Source organism: Streptomyces tardus, from assembly GCF_018101125.2.
Taxonomy (GTDB): Bacteria; Actinomycetota; Actinomycetes; order Streptomycetales; family Streptomycetaceae; genus Streptomyces; species Streptomyces tardus.
The window spans coordinates 108,059-129,048 of sequence record NZ_JAELVF020000001.1; the positions used below are offsets into that span (position 1 = coordinate 108,059).

Consider the following 20,990-nt stretch of genomic DNA (forward strand, 5'->3'; position numbering starts at 1 on the left):
CTCAGGCCTCGGTCGACTCGGCCGAGGTCTCCTCGGCGTCGGCGGACTTGTCGGCCTTCTTGGCCTTCTTGGTGATGGCCTCGCCCTTGGGCTCGTCACCGGCGGCCTTGGTCAGGGACTCGAAGAGACCCTCGTGCCCGGCCTTCGGCTCGGCGACCTTCATCGGCTCCGGGGCGGGCAGACCCTTGAACTTCTGCCAGTCACCGGTGACCTTGAGGATCGCCTGCACCGGCTCGGTCGGCTGCGCGCCGACACCCAGCCAGTACTGCACGCGCTCCGAGTCGACCTCGATGCGCGAAGGGTTCTGCACCGGGTGGTACAGGCCGATCTCCTCGATCGCACGGCCGTCACGGCGGGTGCGGGAGTCGGCGACGATGATGCGGTAGTGAGGCGAACGGATCTTGCCCAGACGCTTCAGCTTGATCTTGACTGCCACAGCTGTGGTGTCTCCTGGTCTTGACGTGGTGGAGCACGGTGGGTGCCACGTGGGGTTGTGGTACCCGAGGTGTCCGATGGACGCGTCAGCCGGAGGAGAGAGGGGTCCGTGCGGCTGTCGAGTACAGCCGCCCATTGTGCCACACCGCCGGACCCGCCCGGTCACCGGTCGATATCACATCGAACCGGTGACCCGGCGCGGACGTCACCGACGACTGCCGACACCGTCCGCGCACTCACTCTCACGCGACCTCTCACGCCACCGCGACCGGCTCGCGCTCGGGCGGAATGCGGAACTGCTTGCCGCAGGCACCGCACATGATCGGCGCCTGCTCCAGCACGGACGGTACGACCCGGACGTTGCGACCGCAGTCGCAGACGGCCTTGACCCGCACACCACCCCCGGAGGAGCCGTGCCGCGCGGCAGGGCCGCGGAAACTGCGAGGGGTGTCACCGCGGGTGGCGACCGAGTGCGCCCGCAGCGCTCGGCGCAGGCGGTCGGCGGTGGACCGGTACCGCTTGCGGCACTCCGGCGTCATCGCCACGAGCGAGAACCCGCTGCTCGGGTGCGGTTCCTCCACATGCTGGAGGCCCAACTCCTCGGCGACGGAAAGGAATCGACGGTTGTGGTAACGGCCCGCCCGCGAGGTGTCCCGGATTCCGCGCGCGGCGGCGATGCCGTGGACTGCCTCGTGCAGCAGCCGTTCGAAAGAGAGCTCCGCGCCGCAGGCGGACGAGGACTCTCCGATCAGTGATTCGGGCGCGGCCAGGTCGGGCAGCTCGGGGTGATTGCGCTGAATGTCGCCCCAGGCGGCTGCCAGCTCGGCGGCCAGGACAGGTGGTGTCGTGCTCACGTCGTACATAACGAGCCTAGGGCCCCCAGTGTTCCGATTCCCGAGCAGATCGAATATTTTGCACGTACCAGTCAGTTCGCGAGCATCCCGGGAGGACTCGCACAGCTGACCCAGTACGGGACGTAGTGCCGAATCGGTACATCGGCACCTCGGCGCGATCGGCTCCCGCCGGAGCGCGGCGGGATGCCGTGCACCGCCGCCGTCCGTCGCGAACGCTCTCGCGTCGCCCCCTGCGCACAGATCGGTTCACTCGAGCAGGGGAAGACCGTTCCGGCTGCTCCGCCGGTTCACGACTCGCCACCCGTACCGGGGAGGGCGTGCCGCTCCGCCGGGACGTCCGGGCTCCGCCGCGGATCTCCGTTCGGCCTCGTCGCCCGTGGAGAGCGGGCGACGCACCGCTCAAACGAACGTGTGCATGGCAAGCATGTTACGGCGAGACCACCGTCTCACCCACACCGCCCCACCGTTGCGTGCCGACCACACCCACCGCAAGGCCGCCGGAGCGACCGTGTCCCGCTGGACGGGGCCCGGATATGGACGTTCCCTGGCTGAGCGGGCAGACCGTCCCGGAGGACGTACGCCGGCACCGGGGGCACGCACGTTCCGAAGATCCGTCCTCCGCGATTGGGGCGCCCGCCATGATGTCAACGCTCACCCCCCAGCACCTGCGATCCGCCAAGGACTGGGCCGAGATCCAGGAACGCATGCTGGTGCCGCTGTACGAAGCCGTGTACCAGCATCTCGGCGTCGGCGCCCGCACCCGGATGCTCGGCCTCGGCTGCGGTTCCGGGCTGGCACTGCTGTTGGCCGCGGCACGGGGCGCCCGGGTGGTGGGCACCGAGATCGATCCCGCCCGTCTCGCCCTGGCACGTGCCCGGCTCGCCCCCGCACCGCAGTGGGGCGCCCGGTCCTGGTCGGTGCAGCTGCTGCCGGGCGGGCCCGACCGGCTGCCCCAGGGCCGCAGCTACGACCTGGTGACCGTCTTCGACACGGGTTCCTCCGCCGGCGCACTGCAGGAGGCGGCGGCCAGAACGCAGCCGGGCAGCCCCGTCGTCCTCGCCGGCTGGGGCACGGCCGAGGAGTGCGCGGCCACTGACGCGCTGCGCCGCGCACACCGGCTCTCCGATTCCGATCCGGACGGCACCCACCAGCCGACGAACGGTCGCGACGCGCTGGAGGGCTTGGCCGCCGGCGCCGGGTTGGACATCGCCGACAGCGGCGAGGTGCAGTGCCCGTTCGGATACGCCGATGTGGACAGTGCCGTGCGCGGGCTGCTGTCGACCGGGGTGCACCGACGGCTCGAACAGGAGGCCGACGAGGAACGGGTGGGCCGCGAACTCGCAGAGGTGCTGCGGGAGCAGCGGCGCCCCGACGGCACGGTGTGGCTCTCCAACCTCTTCCACTACGTGGTGGCACGCGCCGCCTGACCCCGGGCTTCCACTCTGCCTTCGCCGCGCGCCGCTGCCCCGCTGGTGGGCCGAGAACGCGGCGGCCCCCACCACGAGGGCGGGGGCCGGTACGACGGCGGGGCGGCGTGCGCGCGCTACTTCTGGTCCGGCGGGAGCATGTCCCGGAACTCCTTGGGCAGTTCGAAGGACTCCGGCCCCTCGCCGCCGCCGGGAAGCCCGAAGGCGCCGCTGCCGGAGGCCGCCTTGCGGTCCGCGGCGGCCTGCTCCTCTTCCTTGCGCTTCATCGGGTTGCCGGAACGGCGCTTGCCCTTGACCTTCTTCTGCGGCTTGCCCTTCTTCTTGCCCGGGCCGCCACCCATGCCCGGCATCCCCGGCATGCCCGGCATTCCGCCGCCCTGGGCCATCTTCGACATCATCTTGCGGGCCTCGAAGAACCGCTCGACCAGGTTCTTCACGGCGCTGACGTCCACTCCGGAACCGGCCGCGATACGGGCGCGGCGGGAGCCGTTGATGATGGTCGGCTCGTGCCGCTCCCCCGGGGTCATCGACTTGATGATCGCGGCGGTGCGGTCGACGTCCTTCTCGTCCAGGTTGTTGATCTGGTCCTTCATCTGGCCCATGCCCGGCATCATCCCGAGCAGCTTGGAGATGGAGCCCATCTTGCGGACCTGCTCCATCTGGGCCAGGAAGTCGTCGAGCGTGAACTCCTTGGGCCCCTTCGCCAGCTTGGCGGCCATCTTCTCGGCCTCTTGCTGATCGAAGGTCTGCTCGGCCTTCTCGATCAGACTGAGGACGTCACCCATGCCCAGGATGCGCGAAGCCATCCGGTCGGGGTGGAAGGCGTCGAAGTCGTCCAGCTTCTCGCCGTTGGAGGCGAACATGATCTGACGGCCAGTGACCTGCGCGATGGAGAGCGCGGCACCACCGCGGGCGTCGCCGTCGAGCTTGGAGAGGACGACGCCGTCGAAGCCGACGCCGTCCCGGAAGGCCTCGGCGGTGTTGACCGCGTCCTGGCCGATCATGGCGTCGACCACGAACAGGACCTCGTCCGGGCTGACCGCGTCCCTGATGTCGGCGGCCTGCTCCATCAGCTCCTGGTCGATGCCCAGGCGTCCCGCGGTGTCGACGACGACCACGTCGTGCTGCTTGGTGCTCGCGTACTCGATGGAGTCGCGGGCGACCCGGACCGGGTCGCCGACGCCGTTCCCCGGCTCCGGAGCGTAGATCCCGACACCGGCGCGCTCGGCGACGACCGAAAGCTGGTTCACCGCGTTCGGGCGCTGGAGGTCGCAGGCGACCAGCAGCGGGGTGTGGCCCTTGTTTTTCAGCCACCGGCCGAGCTTGCCGGCCAGGGTGGTCTTGCCCGCGCCCTGGAGGCCCGCGAGCATGATCACCGTCGGCGGCTTCTTGGCGAACCGGAGCTGGCGGGTCTCGCCGCCGAGGATGCCGACGAGCTCCTCATTGACGATCTTGATGACCTGCTGGGCGGGGTTGAGCGCCTTGGAGACCTCGGAGCCGGCCGCACGCTCCTTCACCTGCTTGATGAAGGCCCGCACGACGGGAAGCGCGACGTCCGCCTCCAGCAGGGCGATACGGATCTCGCGCGCCGTGGCGTCGATGTCCGCCTCGCTCAGGCGGCCCTTGCCCCTGAGGTTTTTGAACGTCGCTGCCAGGCGATCGGAGAGAGTGTCGAACACGGCGGTCGCGGATCCTTCGCGTTGTCGGTCTGGGTGGTCAAGTCGACGGTGACCCCCAAGGGTATCTGGCCCCCGCGGGTCCGGTGAGCCTGGACCACACCTGCCTCAGACCGCTGCGGCCCGCTCCACCGCCTCCGCCAACGCCCGTGCCCCGCAGGGCGACAGAGGCGCACCGCCCCGGCCCGTCACCCGGAAGGTGTCGACCGCGTCGGCGCCGAGCGTACTGACGTACGCGGCGCGGACCACGACGCCGTACGTCTCGAGGGCGGCTGCGAGGCGACGGAGCAGCCCGGTGCCGTCCGCGGCTCGCACCTCGACCACCGTGTCGGTGTCGCCGGTCAGGACGCTCACCCGTGGTGCGGGACGCGCGCGCCCCACGGTGCTCCCGGAGTGCCCGCGGTCGGCCGGTTCGACGGCGACGTCGAGGCTGCCGTCCCAGGCCCGCACCAGATCGGCGCGCAGCCGCGCGGGCGGGGGCAGCGCCCCGTACTCCGGAAGGACGCGCCAGCTCAGCAGCGTCACCGCGGTCCCGCGGACCGCGTCCGACACGGTCAATTCGGCCGAGCGCACGGTGATGCGGTGGCGCGCGAGCACTCCCGCGGCGGTGGACAGGGCCGTGGGCCGGCCGGGCACGGCCATCAGCAGCTCTACACCGGCGGGGCCCGGAGGGGTGGCGGCGGGCGCGGAGCGACCGGGACCGGACGGGTCCGGTGCCACGGACTCCGGCTGCTCCGGAGTGAGCAGTACGAGCGCAGGACGCCCCGTCCTGCCGACCTCCGCCGCCAGACGGCGACTGTGCGGACCAGGCCCGGACACGGCGGCCTCCTCGGCCGGGCGGTCGTCGAACGAGGCGGCGGTTCGGCGGACCAGGTCGGCGACGAGGCCCGCCCGCCATTTCGACCAGGCACCGGGGCCGGTCGCCCGCGCGTCCGCCTCGGTCAGAGCGTGGAGCAGCTCCAACGTGCCGCGGTCGCCGACCGGTTGGGCGACAGCGGCGACCGTTCCGGGGTCGTCCGGATCGCACCGGGTCGCGGTCTCCACCAGCAGCAGATGGTGTCGGACGAGCCTCCCGAGCACCTCCGTGTCGGCTGCGCCGAAACCCATTCGGGCCGCCATGTCCCGAGCGATGGTCTCGCCGGTGACGCTGTGGTTCCCCGGCCAGCCCTTGCCGATGTCGTGCAACAGCGCACCGACGAGGAGCAGGTCGGGCCGGCTCACACGACGGGTCAGAGCGCAGGCCTCCACGACCGTCTCGACCAGATGGCGGTCCACGGTCCAGCGGTGGACGGCGTTCCGCTGGGGCCTGCACCGCACCCGTTCCCAGTCCGGCAGCAGGGCGCACACCAGGCCCTCGGACTCCAGGGCGTCCCAGACCGGCAGCAGTGCCCGGCCCGCACCGAGCAGCGCGACGAAATTCTCGCGCGCCTCGGCCGGCCAGGGCGTCGGGAGCGCTGCGCCCTCCCGGGCCAGCCGACGAACGGTGGCGAGCGCGGGCGGGACCCCGGCCCGGGCCGCGGCGGCGGCGGCCCGCAGTACGAGGCCCGGGTCGCGTCCGGGCCGGGCGGTACGGGTGAGCACCGCCTCGCCGTCCTGCTCGACGACACCCTCGGCGAGCGGCACGGCGATGGCCGGGCGGCGACCGCGCCCGCCGGTGGGCGGACGCCCGTCGCCCCCGGCGACGTACGGCCACCGGTCCCGCAGCGGCACAGGGACGGCGTACGGGGCGCAGGGAGTGTTCGGATCCGGGGCCGAGGAGGGCGGGGCGTGCGGGGCGAGGTCCGCGGTGGCGGAGGGAATGGGGGCAGGTCGGCGGGCGCGGAGCACCCGGCCGACCTCGCGCCAGGTCACCTCGCTCGCGAAGGAGATGGCGCGGGCGGCCTCGTAGACCCGGCGCAGCAGCACATCGGCGTCCAGCAGGCCGAGGGCGGCAGCGACCTGGTCCTGTTCATGCAGCCCGAGCCGGTTGCCGGCGCGCCCCGTGGTGAGCTGCAGCGCGTCACGCACGTCGAGCAGCGTGTCGCCGGCCTGCGGCAGCCCCGCCCGCGGGGCGTCGGCCAGCCAGGAGGCGGCGACGGCGCGCAGCACGGTGGTGTCGCGGAGGCCGCCGTGGGCCTCCTTGAGATCGGGTTCGAGCAGGTACTGGAGCTCTCCATGACGTTCGGACCGTTCGAGAGCCAACTCCCGCAGTTGCGGGAGGCGTTGCGCGGCGAGGTTGCGCCACTGGCCGAGCACTTCGGTGCGCAGCCGGGCGGTGAGACCGGCGTCGCCCGCGAGGTGCCGGGCATCCAGCAGACCGAGTTGGACCTTCAGATCGACGGCGGCCAGCCCTCGTGCCTGTTCGGGGGTGCGCACCGAGTGGTCGAGGTCGAGGCCCAGATCCCAGACGGGGTACCAGATCCGGTCGGCCACCGCGGTGAGTTCTCCGGTCGGCAGAGTGCCGTCGTGCAGGAGCAGCAGATCGAGGTCGCTGCGCGGAGAGAGTTCTCGGCGCCCGTATCCGCCGACGGCGACCAGTGCGACTCCGCCGACGGGGCTGCGTTCGAGCAGCGAGGCGAGCCAACGGTCGGTCAGTGCGGCGAGTGCGGCGCGGCGGGCGCGTCCCTGCGGGAGGGGGTCGTCCTGCTGCCGCAACAGCCGTAGTCGGGCCTCCGCGTAATCGGGTTCCACGGTGCGGGTGTGGGCGTCGGCGCGGTGGGTGTCCGCCCGGACGGCTCCGGAGCCGGAGCCGGAGTCGGAGTCGGAGTCGCCGGCACGTTCGGGTGCAGCGTGGGCGAGCTCCTCGGCCCCGGGTTCGACGGCGCTGCTCATGGGCTTCAACTCCCTTGCCCCTGCGGGGCGTTCACTCCCCCGTGGCGGGCGGGTGGTGGTCACCGGAACTGCCGCGTGTGCGGCCCTCCCCGCCATCGGGAGGGCCGCACACGCCTCAGACTGCGGAGTACCGCTGCACACCGCTTCAGACCGCTTCGGGTCCCCGGTCGCCGGTTCTGACCCGGACCACCGTCTCGACCGGGCTGGTCCACACCTTGCCGTCGCCGATCTTCCCGGTGCGGGCGGCCTTCACCACCACGTCCAGCAGCTGCTCGGCGTCCTCGTCCTCGACCAGGACCTCGATACGGATCTTCGGTACGAGGTCGACGGTGTACTCCGCTCCCCGGTAGATCTCGGTGTGCCCGCGCTGGCGCCCGTAGCCGCTGGCCTCGGTGACTGTCAGACCCTGTACGCCGAACGCCTGGAGCGCGTCCTTCACCTCGTCGAGGCGGTGGGGCTTGATGACCGCGGTGATGAGCCTCATGCGTCAACCTTCTTCTGCTCGCCGGTGGTTGCGGCCTCGGTGTGTTGTCCGCCCGAGGAGCGCCCCGCCTGGCTGTAGTCGTACGCCGTCTCCGCGTGGTACGCCTGATCGACGCCGGCGAGTTCGTCGTCCTCGGCGGCCCGGAACCCCATGGTGAGATCGATCAGCTTGGCCAGCAGCCAGGTGGTCACGAAGGTGAAGGCCATCACGGAGCCCGCTCCGAGTGCCTGCTTGCCGAACTGGGTCAGCCCGGCGCCCTCGGTGGCCAGGAAGCCGACCAGCAGGGTTCCGATGAGGCCGCCCACGAGGTGGACTCCCACCACATCGAGTGAATCGTCGTAGCCCAGCTTGAACTTGAGGCTGACGGCCCAGGAGCAGACCAGTCCGGAGACCAGTCCGATGACGATCGCGCCCAGGGCGTTGATGTGCGCGCCGGAGGGAGTGATGGCGACCAGGCCGGCGATGGCTCCGGAGGCGGCGCCGAGCGTGGTGAACGCGCCGTGCCGGATGCGCTCGTACACCAGCCAGCCGAGTACGGCGGCGGCGGTGCCGACCTGGGTGTTGAGTGCCATGTTCGCGGCGGTGCCGTCGGCGGCGAGCGCGGAGCCCGCGTTGAAGCCGAACCAGCCGAACCACAGGAGGGCGGCGCCCAGTACGACCAGTGGCAGGTTGTGCGGGCGCATCGGGTCCTTCTTGAACCCGATCCGCTTGCCCACCACCAGGACGGCTGCGAGCGCAGCGACACCGGCGTTGATGTGGACGGCGGTGCCGCCGGCGAAGTCGATGACTTCCAGCTCGTAGAGCCAGCCGCCCTCGGCCCAGACCCAGTGCGCCACGGGGAAGTACACCAGGGAGATCCACAGCGCGACGAACACCGCCCAGGCGCTGAACTTCACGCGGTCGGCGAGCGCCCCGCTGATCAGCGCGGGAGTGATCACCGCGAAGAGCATCTGGAAGAGCACGAAGGCGAACACCGGGATTCCGTCGTCACCGGTGAGCGTCTCCGCACCGATTCCCTTCAGACCGACGAGATCGAGATTTCCGATCAGTCCTGCGTTGTCGCCCGAGAAAGCAAGGGAGTAGCCGTAGAGAACATAGAGAACGCTGGAGATGCCCAGAGCGATGAAGGACATCATCAGCATGTTCAGTGCGCTCTTGACCCGGACCATTCCTCCGTAGAAGAAGGCCAGGCCCGGCGTCATCAACATGACCAGCGCTGCGCTGATCAGTACGAATGCGGTGTCCGCGCCGTTCAATGGACGTCTCCTCGAAGTCACGACCTGTTGCGGGCAGGTGCTGAAGTGCGGGTGAGCACACACTCCCGAAGGCCGGTTTCCTTCGATGGCGGGCGTTGTTTCCCGTACGTGACAATGAGCCGGTCCGTGTTACGCGTTCGTGAATCCCGGTTCGAATTGCGTGCCGGGGAATCCGCTCCGTGCTGCCTGTCCTCCGCCAATCACCTGGTCGTTCGCCCGGCAGGTGACCGAGCAGCGAAAACTCCCGGCTGCCGGCCGTGAAAAGCAGCAGGAAGCAGCAGGGCACAGCCGGGAGCGCGCCGAGGCGGTCAGCCGGCGAGCGCGGGCTCCTCGGGCAGTTCGCTGTGCAGCCGGTCGTTCAGCTCGATGACCTCGGCGACGTTCCCGTACTCCCGCGCGACGTTCGCGGCAGTCTTGCGGATTCTGGTGTTCACCCGCTCCGAGCGCAGCCTCCTGGCGATCTGCATCGCGTCCACCGTGCGGGCGGCGCAGCGCTCGGGCTCCTTCTGGAGCAGGTGCACCGTCGCCATCCCGACGAGGTTGAGGGCGTAGCTTCGGTGGTGTACGCCGGGCCCCGCGCCCGCGCACTCCTGGGCGAAGAGCTGTACCGCCCGCTCCATCACCGGCTGCGCCAGCGAGGCGTACGTCGGGCTGCGGCCCGCGACGTAGGCGAGGTCGCGGTAGGAGTGCGCGTTCTCGGAGTTGAGCTCCGCCTCCGAGAAGAAGCCGATCCAGTCCGGGTCCTCGCCCGGCGCCTCGCTGTCCTCGAACGTCGCCTCCGCCAACCGCGCGGCCCGGTGGCACTGCTTGGGCTGGCCGAGGTTGGCGTACGCCCTCGCCTCCACTGCGTGCAGCATCGCCTGGGTGCGGGGGGTGGCGGCGTCCCGGCTGCCGTACTGGGCGAGGTGGACGAGCTCCAGGGCGTCCTCGGGGCGGCGCAGATGGATCATCTGACGGGCCATGTTGGCCAGGACATACGCCCCGAACGGACGGTCCCCCGCCTCCTTGGCCGCGTGCAGGGCCAGCACGAAGTACTTCTGCGCGGTGGGCTGGATGCCTACGTCGTAGCTCATCCACCCGGCGAGCTCCGCGAGTTGGGCCGTGACGGAGAAGAGCCTGCGGCGCACCGGCTCGGCGAAGGCGTCGCTCAACAGGTCGGTGACCTCGTGGAGTTGACCCACCACTGCCTTGCGCCGCAGCCCGCCGCCGCACTGTGCGTCCCAGGCGCGGAACATCTCCGTGGTCTGTTCCAGCTGAGAGAGCTCCGGGTCCGAGAGGGGCGCGGACCGCCTGCCGCCCTGCCCGGCGGTGGCCGTGGCTGTCGGCGGGTCCAGCGGGCCGAGGGGCGCGGGCACCAGCCAGCGCTGCATCGGGTCGACGAGCGCCGGTCCGGCGGCCATTGCCAGCGAGGTGCCGAGGTAGCCGCGCCGGCCCAGCATCAGATCGGAACGGGTGAACTCGTTGATCAGCGCCACCGTGTGGGAGCCGGCCCAGGGCAGATCGACACCGGAGGACGCGGCGCTGTGCCGCACCGCCCGCAGTCCGAGGTCCTCGACCGGGACCACCGCGCCGAAGCGCTCGGAGAAGAGCTCGGAGAGGATGTGCGGAATCGGTTCTCTTGGCTGCTCGCCGTCCAACCAGCGCCGCACCCGGGAGGTGTCGGTGCTGATGTGGTTGGCCCCCATCTGCCGCGCTCTGCGGTTGACCTGGCGCGCCAGCTCGCCCTTCGACCAGCCGCTGCGCACGAACCAGGACGTCAGCTGTTCGTTGGGGCGCTTCTCACCGACGCTGCCGCTGTCGTTGCCGCCCACCAGAAGGCCCCCACTCCATCGCTCGCGGTCGGTCGGCCGGGCATCCCACTCGCGCCCGGGACCTCTACGCATCTGTCTTCTTCGTACGGCCGGCCGGGGCTGTCCGCCCTCGGATTTCCGTTGTCGGTCCGTGCCAGTGGTCGTGGTCGTTCGCCGGTGCCGGCCGCTGCTCGCCGACGCGCGCGCTCCGCGCGCTCGACCACCGGTCGCCGGCCGCCGGGGCGCTCCCCAACTCGGCCCGCTGCGGGGCCTGTTGGCGAACGCGGACCCGAACTCCCGTCATGCACCGAAAGTAATCTTACGATCACGGTGTCCGCGACGAGGAATCGGTAAACGCCACCATTCGCCACCCCCGCCCATGAACCTAACCGCGAGCGCAGGCGCTTCACTTGGGAAGTGGCGAACGACCACAGGTGAAGCGGAGCACTCCGGGGGCGCGTTCGCACCGGCGCACCACCCCGAGTGTCGGTCGGCACTCCGACCACCGACGCGGTCCACGGTGGTCACGGTCGCGCCGAACCGGGCTGCGGGACCTGCCGGCCACCAAGTCCGGCACCGAATCGCGTCACCCGGGACGCACCGAACCCGTTGGAGAGGGCATGGGTTTCACGGGCATGGGTTTCACCATCGGCGGCATCCGGGATCTCGCAGAACTGCGTCTGGGCCAGCGCCGCTCCGGCCGCCCCCGGCGGCAGACCGCCGACTCGCAGGCCACAGCCGTCGCCGAGTACACCGGGCTGTGGGGCTGGGACGTCACGCCCGGTGCCCGCGCTGTCGTCGAGGGCGGTCGTACCCGCTGCTCCTGCGGTGACGCGCACTGCCCCGAGCCCGGTGCGCACCCGCTCGACGCCGATGCGCGGATCGTCGCCGGGACCCCGCTGGAGGAGGCGGCGGCGATCTGGGGCAGTTTCCCGGGCGCCGCGCTGCTGCTCCCGGTGGGCGATGCCTTCGATGTGCTGGAGGTCTCGGAAACCGCGGGCAGGCGGGCGCTGGTGCGGCTGGAGCGCATGGGGCTCCCGCTCGGCCCGGTCGCGGTCACGCCGCAGGGCCGGGCGTGGTTCTTCGTGCGAGCGGGCGCCGCCGCCGAACTGCCCGCGCTCCTCTACCGGATGGGCTGGGACGACGCCGCACTCGACCTGCGCTGCCCGGGCCCCGGCCATTACGTGACGGCGCCGCCCTCGGATCTCGCCGGGCTCGGGCCCGTCCGGTGGCTGCGGCCGCCCGCGCTGGACGCCGCCGGCCGACTGCCGCAGGCCAGGCTGCTGCTGGGCGCGCTCGCGTACGTGAGCCACCGCTCGGTCTGACGGGGCGCACCACCACTGCGGCGCGCCCCGTCAACCGCCCTGCGGACTCGCGGCTCAGCCCTCGACGAGCGCGTCCACGAAGGCCTCGGCTTCGAACGGCGCCAGATCGTCCGCTCCTTCACCGAGCCCCACCAGCTTCACCGGTACGCCCAACTCGCGCTGGACCGCGATGACGATGCCGCCCTTGGCCGTCCCGTCGAGCTTGGTCAGCACGATGCCGGTGATGTTCACGACCTCGGCGAAGACCCTGGCCTGCACCAGTCCGTTCTGACCAGTCGTGGCGTCCAGGACCAGCAGCACCTCGTCGACCGGGCCCTGCTTCTCCACGACCCGCTTGACCTTGCCGAGCTCGTCCATCAGGCCGGACTTGGTGTGCAGCCGCCCCGCGGTGTCGACCAGCACGACGTCGGCGCCCGCCGCCGTGCCCTCCTTGACGGCGTCGAACGCGACCGACGCCGGGTCGCCGCCCTCGGGACCGCGCACCGTACGCGCTCCGACGCGATCGCCCCAGGTCTGGAGCTGGTCGGCGGCTGCGGCACGGAAGGTGTCCGCGGCGCCGAGCACCACGGACTTGCCGTCGGCGACCAGCACTCGCGCGAGCTTGCCCGTGGTGGTGGTCTTGCCGGTGCCGTTGACGCCGACGACCAGCACCACGCCCGGCCGGTCCTCGCCGCCGGTGGTCTCGGTGTGCACCATCCGGTCGAACGTCGGGTCGACCAGGGCGAGCAGCTCCTCGCGCAGCAGCGTGCGCAGCTCGTCGGGCGTACGAGTACCGAGCACCCGTACGCGCTCACGCAGCCGCTCGACCAGTTCCTGGGTCGGCGCGACGCCGACGTCGGCGGTCAGCAGCGTGTCCTCGACCTCCTCCCAGGTGTCCTCGTCCAGACGGTCGCGGGAGAGCAGCGTGAGCAGTCCCTTGCCCAACGCGCCCTGGGAGCGCGAGAGTCGGGCGCGCAGCCGTACCAGCCGCCCGGCGCTCGGCTCGGGCGTCTCCAGCTCGGGCGCCGGGGCGGTGGCTGTGGCGCCGTCCTCGTCGGGAGCCTCGGAGGGGGGAAGTTCGACCTCCTCGACGGGCCGGCCGGGGGCCTCGGGCCGGCCCTCCGCCTCCTCGCCCACCGACGGTTCGGCGGGCGGCGCCTTCGTCCTCGGTGGCGCGGACCGCTGCTCGGGCGGGAGTTCCTTCTTCTTGCGTCCGCTGATCACGAGCCCGCCGATCGCGGCGACCGCGATCACGGCGATGGCTACAGCGAGGATGAGGATTTCCATCGGTTCCCTAGTGCGTTGCCAGATGTGGTGGGCAGGTCCCGCACCCCTGCGGATGCGGGACTCGACCAGTATCGGCCACCGCGTCCGAACGACTGCCGCCCCGGCACCTTCGGTGAGCCGGGGCGGCAGTCGTGCCCGAGGAGTTGGGCGGCGGGGTGGGTCAGCCCATCTCCTCCAACGCCTTGCCCTTCGTCTCCGGCACCCACTTGAGGATGAACGGGATCGAGAGCAGGGCGAAGAACGCGTAGATCACGTACGAACCGGCGAGGTTCCAGTCGGAGAGCGTCGGGAAGCTCACCGTGATCAGCCAGTTGGTGATCCACTGGGCACCCGCGGCGACGCCGAGCGCGGCGGCCCGGAGCCGGTTGGGGAACATCTCGCCGAGCATCACCCAGACGACGACGCCCCAGGACAGCGCGAAGAAGAGCACGAACGAGTGAGCCGCGACCAGCGCCACCGTGCCCTGGGCATCGGGCAGGGTGAAGTCGCCGTCCACCTCCTTCTTGAAGGAGAACGCCCAGGCGGCCAGCGCCAGCGACACCGCCATGCCGCCGGAGCCGATCAGGGCGAGCGGCTTGCGGCCGATCCGGTCCACCAGCAGCATCGCCACGACCGTGCCGATGATGTTGATGATCGAGGTGGTGAAGGAGTAGAAGAAGGAGCTCTCGGGGTCGATTCCGACCGACTGCCACAGCGAGGAGCTGTAGTAGAAGATCACGTTGATGCCCACGAGCTGCTGGAAGACCGAGAGGCCGATGCCGATCCACACGATGGGCAGCAACCCGGCCCGGCCGCCGAGCAGATCGGACAGCTTCGGCTTGTGCTCGCTGCTCATGCGCTCGTCGATCCGTCGCACCTCGGCGTCCAGATCGGTGCCGGCGGGCTCGACGTCCTTCAGAACGGCCTTGGCGTCCTCGTAGCGCCCCTGCGCCACCAGCCAGCGGGGCGACTCCGGGATCCGGAGCGCCAGCAGCAGGTAGACAACGGCGGGCAGCACCTCCACGCCGAGCATGAGCTGCCACGCCTCGACGCCGAGCAGGGTGCCGCGCTGGTCTCCGTCGGCGGAGTTGAGCAGTCCGAAGTTGACCAGCTGGGAGACCGCGATACCGAGCACGATCGCGGCCTGCTGGAAGGAGGCGAGCCGGCCGCGGTACTTCGCCGGGGCGACTTCCGCGATGTAGGCGGGTGCGATCACCGACGCCATACCGATGGCGATGCCGCCGAGCACCCGCCAGGCGGCGAGGTCGTACAGCGAGAAGGGGAACATGCAGCCGAGGCCGCTGATCGCGAAGAAGACGGCCGCGATCTGCATCACGCGGGGGCGGCCGAGCCGGTCGGCCAGTCGGCCCGCGAGCATCGCGCCGATCGCGGCGCCGAGCAGCGCGATCGCGATGACGGCGCCGAGCGTCGCCGATCCGACGTCGAACCGGCCCTTGATTCCTTCGACCGCGCCGTTGATCACCGCGCTGTCGTAACCGAAGAGGAAACCGCCCATCGCTGCGGAGGCGGCGATGAAGACGACGAACATGAGGTGTGGGGGCCGGCCGCTTGCGGGCTGTGCCCCGGTCGGTGTCGTGCTGGTCAAGGTGCTCTCCTGCGAGACCCGGCGGCAGTGCCGAGCTTGGGGACGTCACTCCTCCAGTGGCACACGCCTGACCGTGCACCACCAGTTGAAGGTGAAAGCGACGCTGCAGAGACTATGCCTTCAAGTTGCGAAGTCAATAGCTCCTCGCAGAAGGAACAACCACAGGGAATACGCGAACGAGCCCAGCGCGAAACTTCAAAACCTGAACCCATTGCATGGATTCCGGACGTCTCCGCACGAAGCAGACCCCGGCTCAGGACAACCGCTGGCTGATGACCTTCGAGACGCCGTCGCCCTGCATGGAGACGCCGTACAGCGCATCGGCGACCTCCATGGTGCGCTTCTGGTGAGTGATCACGATCAGCTGTGAGCTGTCCTTGAGTTCCTTCATGATCCGAATCAGGCGCTGGAGGTTGGTGTCGTCGAGTGCCGCCTCCACCTCGTCCATCACATAGAACGGACTCGGTCGCGCCTTGAAGATCGACACCAGCAGCGCCACGGCGGTCAGCGACCGCTCGCCGCCCGAGAGCAACGACAACCGCTTCACCTTCTTGCCCGGTGGGCGCGCCTCGACGTCCACCCCGGTGGTGAGCATGTCGTCCGGCTGCGTCAGCACAAGACGCCCCTCACCTCCGGGGAAGAGCCGCGAGAAGACGCCCCCGAACTCCCTGGCGGTGTCCTCGTACGCCTGGGTGAAGACCTCGCGCACCCGCTCGTCCACGTCCTTGACCACCTGGAGCAGATCGGTCCTGGTCTTCTTCAGATCGTCCAGCTGCTCGCTGAGGAACTGGTGGCGCTCCTCCAGCGCCGCGAACTCCTCCAGCGCCAACGGATTGATCTTGCCCAGCCGGTTGTACGCCCGCTCCGCGGCCCGGAGCCGCTTCTCCTGCTCCGCCCGCAGATACGGCACCGGCTGGTTGCGGGGATGCTCCGGGTCCTCGGGCAGCTCCTCGCCCTCGGCCGGCGGCGAGGGCGGGACCGGCTGCTCGGGGCCGTACTCCGCGACCAGCACCGCGGGCTCCACCCCCAGCTCCTCCAGCGAACGGCCCTCCAACTGCTCGACCCGCAGCCGCTTCTCCGCGCCGAGCACCTCCCCGCGGTGGACCGAGTCGGTCAGCTTGTCCAGCTCGGACTTCAGCTCCCTGCCGCGGTGCCGCTCGGCGGCGAGTTCACGCTCCCGTTCGGCCTTGTCCGCCTCGGCCCCCGCACGCTCCTCCTGCGCCCGCCCGAACGACAGCTCCACATGCGCGAGCAGTTGCCCGGCCCCGGAGGCGACCGCGGTGGCCACCTCCGCCTCGTACCGCATCCGTGCCCGCCGGCGTTCCGCCCTGGCCCGGGCCTCCCGCTCGGTGCGGGCCGCGCGGTCCAGCGAATCGGCGCGACCGGCGAGCGCCCGTACGCGCTCTTCGTGGGTACGCAGCTGGAGTCGCGCTTCCATCTCGGTCTGCCGGGCGTTGGCTCCGTCGGCCGCGAGCCGATCGCGCACCGCGGTGTCCGGCTCTTCCTGCTCCTCCGCCAACTCCTCGGCCACCGCGAGGCGTTCGGCCAGCTCCGCAGCCTGCTCGGTGGCGCCCTCCAGGGCCTGCTGCGCCTTGTCGACAGCGGTGGCGCACCGCTCCGCCTCGTCCTGCGCCCCTCGGGCCTGCCCACCCAGCCGTCCCAGCTGTCCGGCCACCCTGGAACGCTCCCGGTCCGCCGCGCTGCCCGCCGCCGCCAGCTCCTCGACCCCGGCCGCGCAGGCCTCCCGCCGATCGGAGGCGAGCTGCTGGGCCGTACGCAATTCCTCGCAGCGCGCAGCGAGCCGCGCCAGCTCTGCGGCTGCCTCGTCCACCGCGGCCCGGGTCTCCAGCATGCTCGGTGCCCCGGCCGAACCACCGTGTGCGAAGTTCGCGGCCAGCAGGTCACCCTCGGCGGTGACCGCGGTCAACTCCGGGCGTCCGGCCACCAGTTCCTCGGCGTCTTCCAGTGTGCGCACGACCACGACATCGCGCAGCAAACGCCGGAGCGCGGGCAGCAGTTCCTCGGGCGCCGCCACCAACGAGGCCGCCCGGAGCAGGCCGTCCTCCTCGGCCGGTGGCTGCGGCTCGGGCGCCCCTTCCAGCAGCAGCGCCGCCCGACCGCCGTCGTGCTTGCGCAGCAGCCGCAACGCCTCGGCCGCCGTCGCCGTGCCGCCGACCGCCAGAGCGTCCGCGGCGGCACCGAGGGCCGCGGCGACAGGCACCTCGTATCCGGGGGAAACGGTGAGGAGTTCGGTCGCCGGACCGATCAGACCTCCCAGCCGGCCGCGCAAGTCGAGCAGCGTCTCGGTGCCGTCCTTGCGGCGCAGCCCGAGCGCCAACGCGTCGTGGCGGGCGGACGTCGCGGCCCGTTCGCGGTCGGTCGCGGTGAGCTGTTCGCGCGCCTCGCCCAACGCCGCCTCGGCAGCGGCCAACTCCTCCTTGGCCGCGGCGAGCCGTTCGGCGGACTCCTCGCTGCCGCCCGCGAGCCCCTCCACCTCCGCGCGCAGAACCTCGAACTCCTCCTGTGCGGCGCTCGCCCGCGCGGAGGCCTCCTCCCGCGCCTGGCCCAGCCGCTCGATCTCGGCCTGCGCGGAAGCAGCCCGCGATCGGGCGGCGCCGGCCTGCGCGGCGAGCCTGGCCAGCTGCTCCCGCTGTTCGGCCACCGCGCGAGCGGCGTCCTTGATACGGCGCTCCTCCTCCGCGAGCGAACCCTCCAACCGGCTCCGGTGCTCCACCGTGTCGTCCAGCGCGACGGCGGCGGCCTCCAGTGCCGCCTCCAGCTCGGCCTCCTGCTCGCGCACCCTGGCCGCCTCGCGCTCCAGCTCCTCGGGATCACGTCCACGGCGCTCCTCTGCGGGAGCGGCGGCGGAGCTCTTCACCCTCGCGTCGGCCAACGAGACGGTGCCGCGCACCCGTTCGGCGAGCTGGGAGAGCTCGTACCAGGTCTGCTGCGCGCTCTCCAGCCGCGGGGTGAGCAACCGCACCCGCTGCTCCAGCTCGTTCTCGCTGCGCTGGGCCCGGCTCAGGGCACTCTCCGCCTCTTCCCTGCGTTCCTTGAGCGCGGCCTCGTCGGCGAGCTCGGCCTGCAGCGCACCGCGCAGCGTCACCAGGTCGTCGGCGAGCAACCGCAGCCGCGCGTCGCGGAGATCCGCCTGGATGACCGCGGCCCGCCGCGCCACCGCGGCCTGACGGCCGAGCGGCTTGAGCTGGCGGCGCAGTTCGTCCGTGAGGTCCTGCACCCGCGCGAAGTTGGCCTGCATCGCGTCCAGCTTCCGCAGCGCCTTCTCTTTGCGCTTGCGGTGCTTGAGGACGCCCGCCGCCTCCTCGATGAAGGCGCGGCGGCCCATCGGGTCGGCATGCAGCACCGAGTCCAACTGGCCCTGGCCGACGATGACATGCATCTCCCGGCCGATGCCGGAGTCCGACAGCAGCTCCTGGAGGTCGAGCAGACGGCAGGTGTCACCGTTGAGTTGGTACTCGCTGCCGCCGTTGCGGAACATGATCCGGGTGAGCGTCACCTCGGAGTAGTCGATCGGGAGAGCGCCGTCGCTGTTGTCGATGGTCAGCGAGACCTCGGCACGACCGAGCGGCGAACGCCCCGTGGTACCGGCGAAGATGACGTCCTCCATCTTGCCGCCGCGCAGGGACTTGGCGCCCTGTTCGCCCATGACCCAGGACAGTGCGTCGACGACGTTGGACTTGCCGGAGCCGTTCGGCCCCACCACGCAGGTGATGCCGGGCTCGAAGCGCAGCGTCGTGGCAGAGGCGAAGGACTTGAACCCTCGCAGGGTCAGGCTCTTGAGGTGCACGGCGAGTGACTTTACCGGGGTAGTGCGGTTTCACCTCTGAGGGCGTGGGGCACATCAGACGGTAACCGGAGACCGACGGACGGGGGACGACATGACGAAGGGACGCCGAAGCGTCCCTCGCGGTGCTGCACTTGATGGGCCTGTGGTCCACCCTCGCGTAACTGGACGGCCCCGCAGGGCCGAACCGGTCAGGTGAGAGCAGGCTCGCCCTTGGTTACGTCGATGCTGTCAAGCAGCGAGTCGCCGTGACGCGCGGCTACAGACAGTGCGTCGTTCTCGGCCTGCATCCGTACGAGCTCGGATTCCAGGTCCTGAACACGCTGCTGCAGCCGTCGCATCTCGGCGAGGACTCGGGGGTCTGAGCCGCCGACGTATCCGAGAAGCGCCTTTGCCATGATGGATGGTCCTCCACAGTGACGTGACCGACCGTGTCGGTGATGGTCGCTAGCGATGAGCACACCAAAATGCCTGTGTCCAGATTTCTGGGTTTTCAGGGTCAAACAACCAAGGTGCGCCGAGAAACCAGCGTCTCACCAAAAGTTTTGACGGTCAACACGATCACACGCCGTGAGCACGGGCGGCTCTGCTCTGAACGGTCGGCCCATGGCACCAAACCATGCACGTCCCGGAGCTGCGGCCCGCAGGGCGGGGTAGATCACTTCCGCCGCAGCCTTGCATGTCAATGCCACGATTGGCAACCGGTATCGGGGAAGAGTTCCAGGTCACCGACCACGCTTCGGCGACGAGCCCGATCTGCGACTCAGCGAATCTCGAAGGGCGGGTAGCCGCCGCGAGGCGCCGACCAGATCTCCGTGACGCCGTCGACGCGCCCCGGCGTGTCGCCCGTGCGAAGCCAATCGAGGAGTGCGTCACAGTCGCGCCGCTGCCCCTCGGCCACCACCTGGACCCGGCCGTCCTCCAGGTTGGAGACGAAGCCGTTCAGGCCGCCGACCCCCAGGGCCCTCGCCCGGGTGAACCAGCGGAAGCCGACGCCCTGGACCCGACCGCGCACCCACGCCGTCATCCGTACCGCGCCCCCGGCGCTCTCCGGGGTCGCGGATCCACCGACGGCGCCCTCCGGCGTCACGCCCTCCCGCGGCGCCCACCCTTCGCCTTCACTCATCCTTCTCACGCCCTCCTTCCGGAGCCGGCCGGGCCACCGCTTCGACCCTCTCCGCCGGTTATGTGCAGTGCTCCTTGTGCAGGCGGCGCGCTTTCAGCGCCATTCGGACAATTCCCGTAAACGATCTTCAAGCCGCCCGGACATGCTCTACAGTCACCCGACAACAGCGGACTCACCCATTCGGGTGACGTCCCGCGGACCCCTTCGCCGAGATGTGAGGACAGCAGCCGATGGGACGCCACCGACGGGCAGGACTCGCCGCGAGCACATCGAGCACCTCGAACGAGGGGTCGCAGGGCAGCCGCCGCAAGCGCCGGGGCGCGCCGATGCGCACCGGACTGCTGGGCGCGACCGGAGCGCTGGCCCTCGGCGCGGTCGCGGTCGCCTCCGGCATGGTGCCGGGCGTCGGCAGCGATTTCCCGTTCAAGGACGACGAGGCCAGCACCCGGGTACAGGCCGACTCCGCACCCGAACTCGAGCTTCAGGGCCCGCCCCTGGAACGGGACGACGACAGCCCTGCCGGCCGTGACGACAAGCGGTCCGCCTCCCCCGACCCGAAGGCGTCCGAGGACGGCGACGCCTCCGAGGACAAGGACGGCAAGGAGAAGAAGGCGAGCGACAAGGCTTCGGACAAGCCCTCCTCCTCGCCGAGCACCTCGCCCAGGAGCACTCCTTCGAGCACTCCGTCGCCCTCCCCGAGCACGCCGGACCGCACCACGCCGCCGACTCCCACACGTCCGCCCTCCGCCCCGGACAACCACTCCCCCTCCGAGGCCGAGGTGCTGAACCTCGTCAACCAGGAGCGCGCCAGGGCGGGCTGCCAGCCCGTGACTGCCGACACCGAACTCGCCTCGCTCGCCCGCGACCACAGCGGGGACATGGACGAGCGGGACTACTTCTCGCACACCGACCCCGACGGGAACACCCCGTGGGACCGTGCCGCCGCGCGCGGCATAACGAACCTCGGCGCCGAGAACATAGCCCGCGGTCAGGCCGACGCCAGAGCGGTCATGGACTCCTGGATGAACAGCCCCGGCCACCGCGCCAACATCCTGAACTGCGACTACAAGACCCTGGGCGTCGGTGCGCACGAGGCGCCCGGCGGCCCCTGGTGGACCCAGGCGTTCGGTTTCTGAGCCGTCCCCGCGGG

Annotated in this window: 15 protein-coding genes; 3 read left to right on the forward strand and 12 right to left on the reverse strand. The window is 70.9% G+C overall.

Annotation, left to right across the window (positions count from 1 at the left end; translation table 11 throughout):
* Position 1 precedes the first annotated feature (1 nt).
* Positions 2-436, reverse strand: coding sequence for a 30S ribosomal protein S16 (gene rpsP, locus JGS22_RS00445; protein WP_211042046.1), 435 nt, complete (start codon positions 434-436; stop codon positions 2-4).
* A gap of 253 nt (positions 437-689) precedes the next feature.
* Positions 690-1,298 carry a hypothetical protein gene (locus JGS22_RS00450; protein WP_211042045.1) on the reverse strand — a complete coding sequence of 203 codons (609 nt, stop codon included), beginning with the start codon at positions 1,296-1,298 and terminating at the stop codon, positions 690-692.
* Between the two features lie 629 nt (positions 1,299-1,927).
* Here JGS22_RS00450 and JGS22_RS00455 point away from each other — a divergent pair.
* Entirely contained in the window at positions 1,928-2,716 is a 789-nt protein-coding gene (locus JGS22_RS00455) for a methyltransferase domain-containing protein (RefSeq protein WP_372454168.1), read from the forward strand.
* A 116-nt stretch (positions 2,717-2,832) separates the two neighbouring features.
* On the opposite strand, the gene ffh is transcribed toward JGS22_RS00455, so the two are convergent.
* From ffh to nsdA, 5 genes are all read right to left on the reverse strand, one after another.
* Positions 2,833-4,395 carry a signal recognition particle protein gene (ffh, locus tag JGS22_RS00460; protein ID WP_211042043.1) on the reverse strand — a complete coding sequence of 521 codons (1,563 nt, stop codon included), beginning with the start codon at positions 4,393-4,395 and terminating at the stop codon, positions 2,833-2,835.
* Positions 4,396-4,500: 105 nt separating this feature from the next.
* Positions 4,501-7,203, reverse strand: coding sequence for a [protein-PII] uridylyltransferase (locus JGS22_RS00465; RefSeq protein ID WP_216814795.1), 2,703 nt, complete (start codon positions 7,201-7,203; stop codon positions 4,501-4,503).
* A 145-nt stretch (positions 7,204-7,348) separates the two neighbouring features.
* Positions 7,349-7,687, reverse strand: a complete 339-nt coding sequence (locus JGS22_RS00470; protein ID WP_211040110.1) for a P-II family nitrogen regulator — start codon at positions 7,685-7,687, stop codon at positions 7,349-7,351.
* Positions 7,684-8,943: an ammonium transporter gene (locus tag JGS22_RS00475; RefSeq protein WP_211040111.1), complete on the reverse strand. Its 1,260-nt coding sequence runs from the start codon at positions 8,941-8,943 to the stop codon at positions 7,684-7,686. The genes JGS22_RS00470 and JGS22_RS00475 overlap by 4 nt, the downstream gene beginning before the upstream one ends.
* Positions 8,944-9,251: 308 nt before the next feature.
* Positions 9,252-10,826 (reverse strand): transcriptional repressor NsdA, encoded by a 1,575-nt coding sequence (nsdA, locus tag JGS22_RS00480; protein WP_236072981.1) that lies wholly within the window; start codon positions 10,824-10,826, stop codon positions 9,252-9,254.
* A 542-nt stretch (positions 10,827-11,368) separates the two neighbouring features.
* Here nsdA and JGS22_RS00485 point away from each other — a divergent pair.
* The gene (locus tag JGS22_RS00485) at positions 11,369-12,058 is read left to right on the forward strand and encodes a bifunctional DNA primase/polymerase (RefSeq protein WP_211040139.1); all 690 of its coding nucleotides are present in this window, start codon (positions 11,369-11,371) and stop codon (positions 12,056-12,058) included.
* Positions 12,059-12,112: 54 nt separating this feature from the next.
* Here JGS22_RS00485 and ftsY read toward each other — a convergent pair whose 3' ends face one another.
* From ftsY to JGS22_RS00510, 5 genes are all read right to left on the reverse strand, one after another.
* Positions 12,113-13,324: a signal recognition particle-docking protein FtsY gene (gene ftsY, locus JGS22_RS00490; protein WP_211040112.1), complete on the reverse strand. Its 1,212-nt coding sequence runs from the start codon at positions 13,322-13,324 to the stop codon at positions 12,113-12,115.
* 160 nt (positions 13,325-13,484) lie between these two features.
* Positions 13,485-14,852 (reverse strand): sugar porter family MFS transporter, encoded by a 1,368-nt coding sequence (locus JGS22_RS00495; protein ID WP_211040140.1) that lies wholly within the window; start codon positions 14,850-14,852, stop codon positions 13,485-13,487.
* A 310-nt stretch (positions 14,853-15,162) separates the two neighbouring features.
* Entirely contained in the window at positions 15,163-18,717 is a 3,555-nt protein-coding gene (smc, locus tag JGS22_RS00500; protein WP_211040113.1) for a chromosome segregation protein SMC, read from the reverse strand.
* Positions 18,718-18,905: 188 nt separating this feature from the next.
* Positions 18,906-19,112, reverse strand: a complete 207-nt coding sequence (locus JGS22_RS00505; RefSeq protein WP_211040114.1) for a hypothetical protein — start codon at positions 19,110-19,112, stop codon at positions 18,906-18,908.
* 365 nt (positions 19,113-19,477) lie between these two features.
* Entirely contained in the window at positions 19,478-19,741 is a 264-nt protein-coding gene (locus tag JGS22_RS00510) for an acylphosphatase (protein ID WP_236073251.1), read from the reverse strand.
* 329 nt (positions 19,742-20,070) lie between these two features.
* On the opposite strand from JGS22_RS00510, the gene JGS22_RS00515 reads away from it, so the two are divergent.
* A complete protein-coding gene (locus tag JGS22_RS00515; protein WP_211040116.1) occupies positions 20,071-20,976 on the forward strand; it encodes a CAP domain-containing protein in 906 nt (301 codons plus the stop codon).
* Positions 20,977-20,990: the final 14 nt, after the last annotated feature.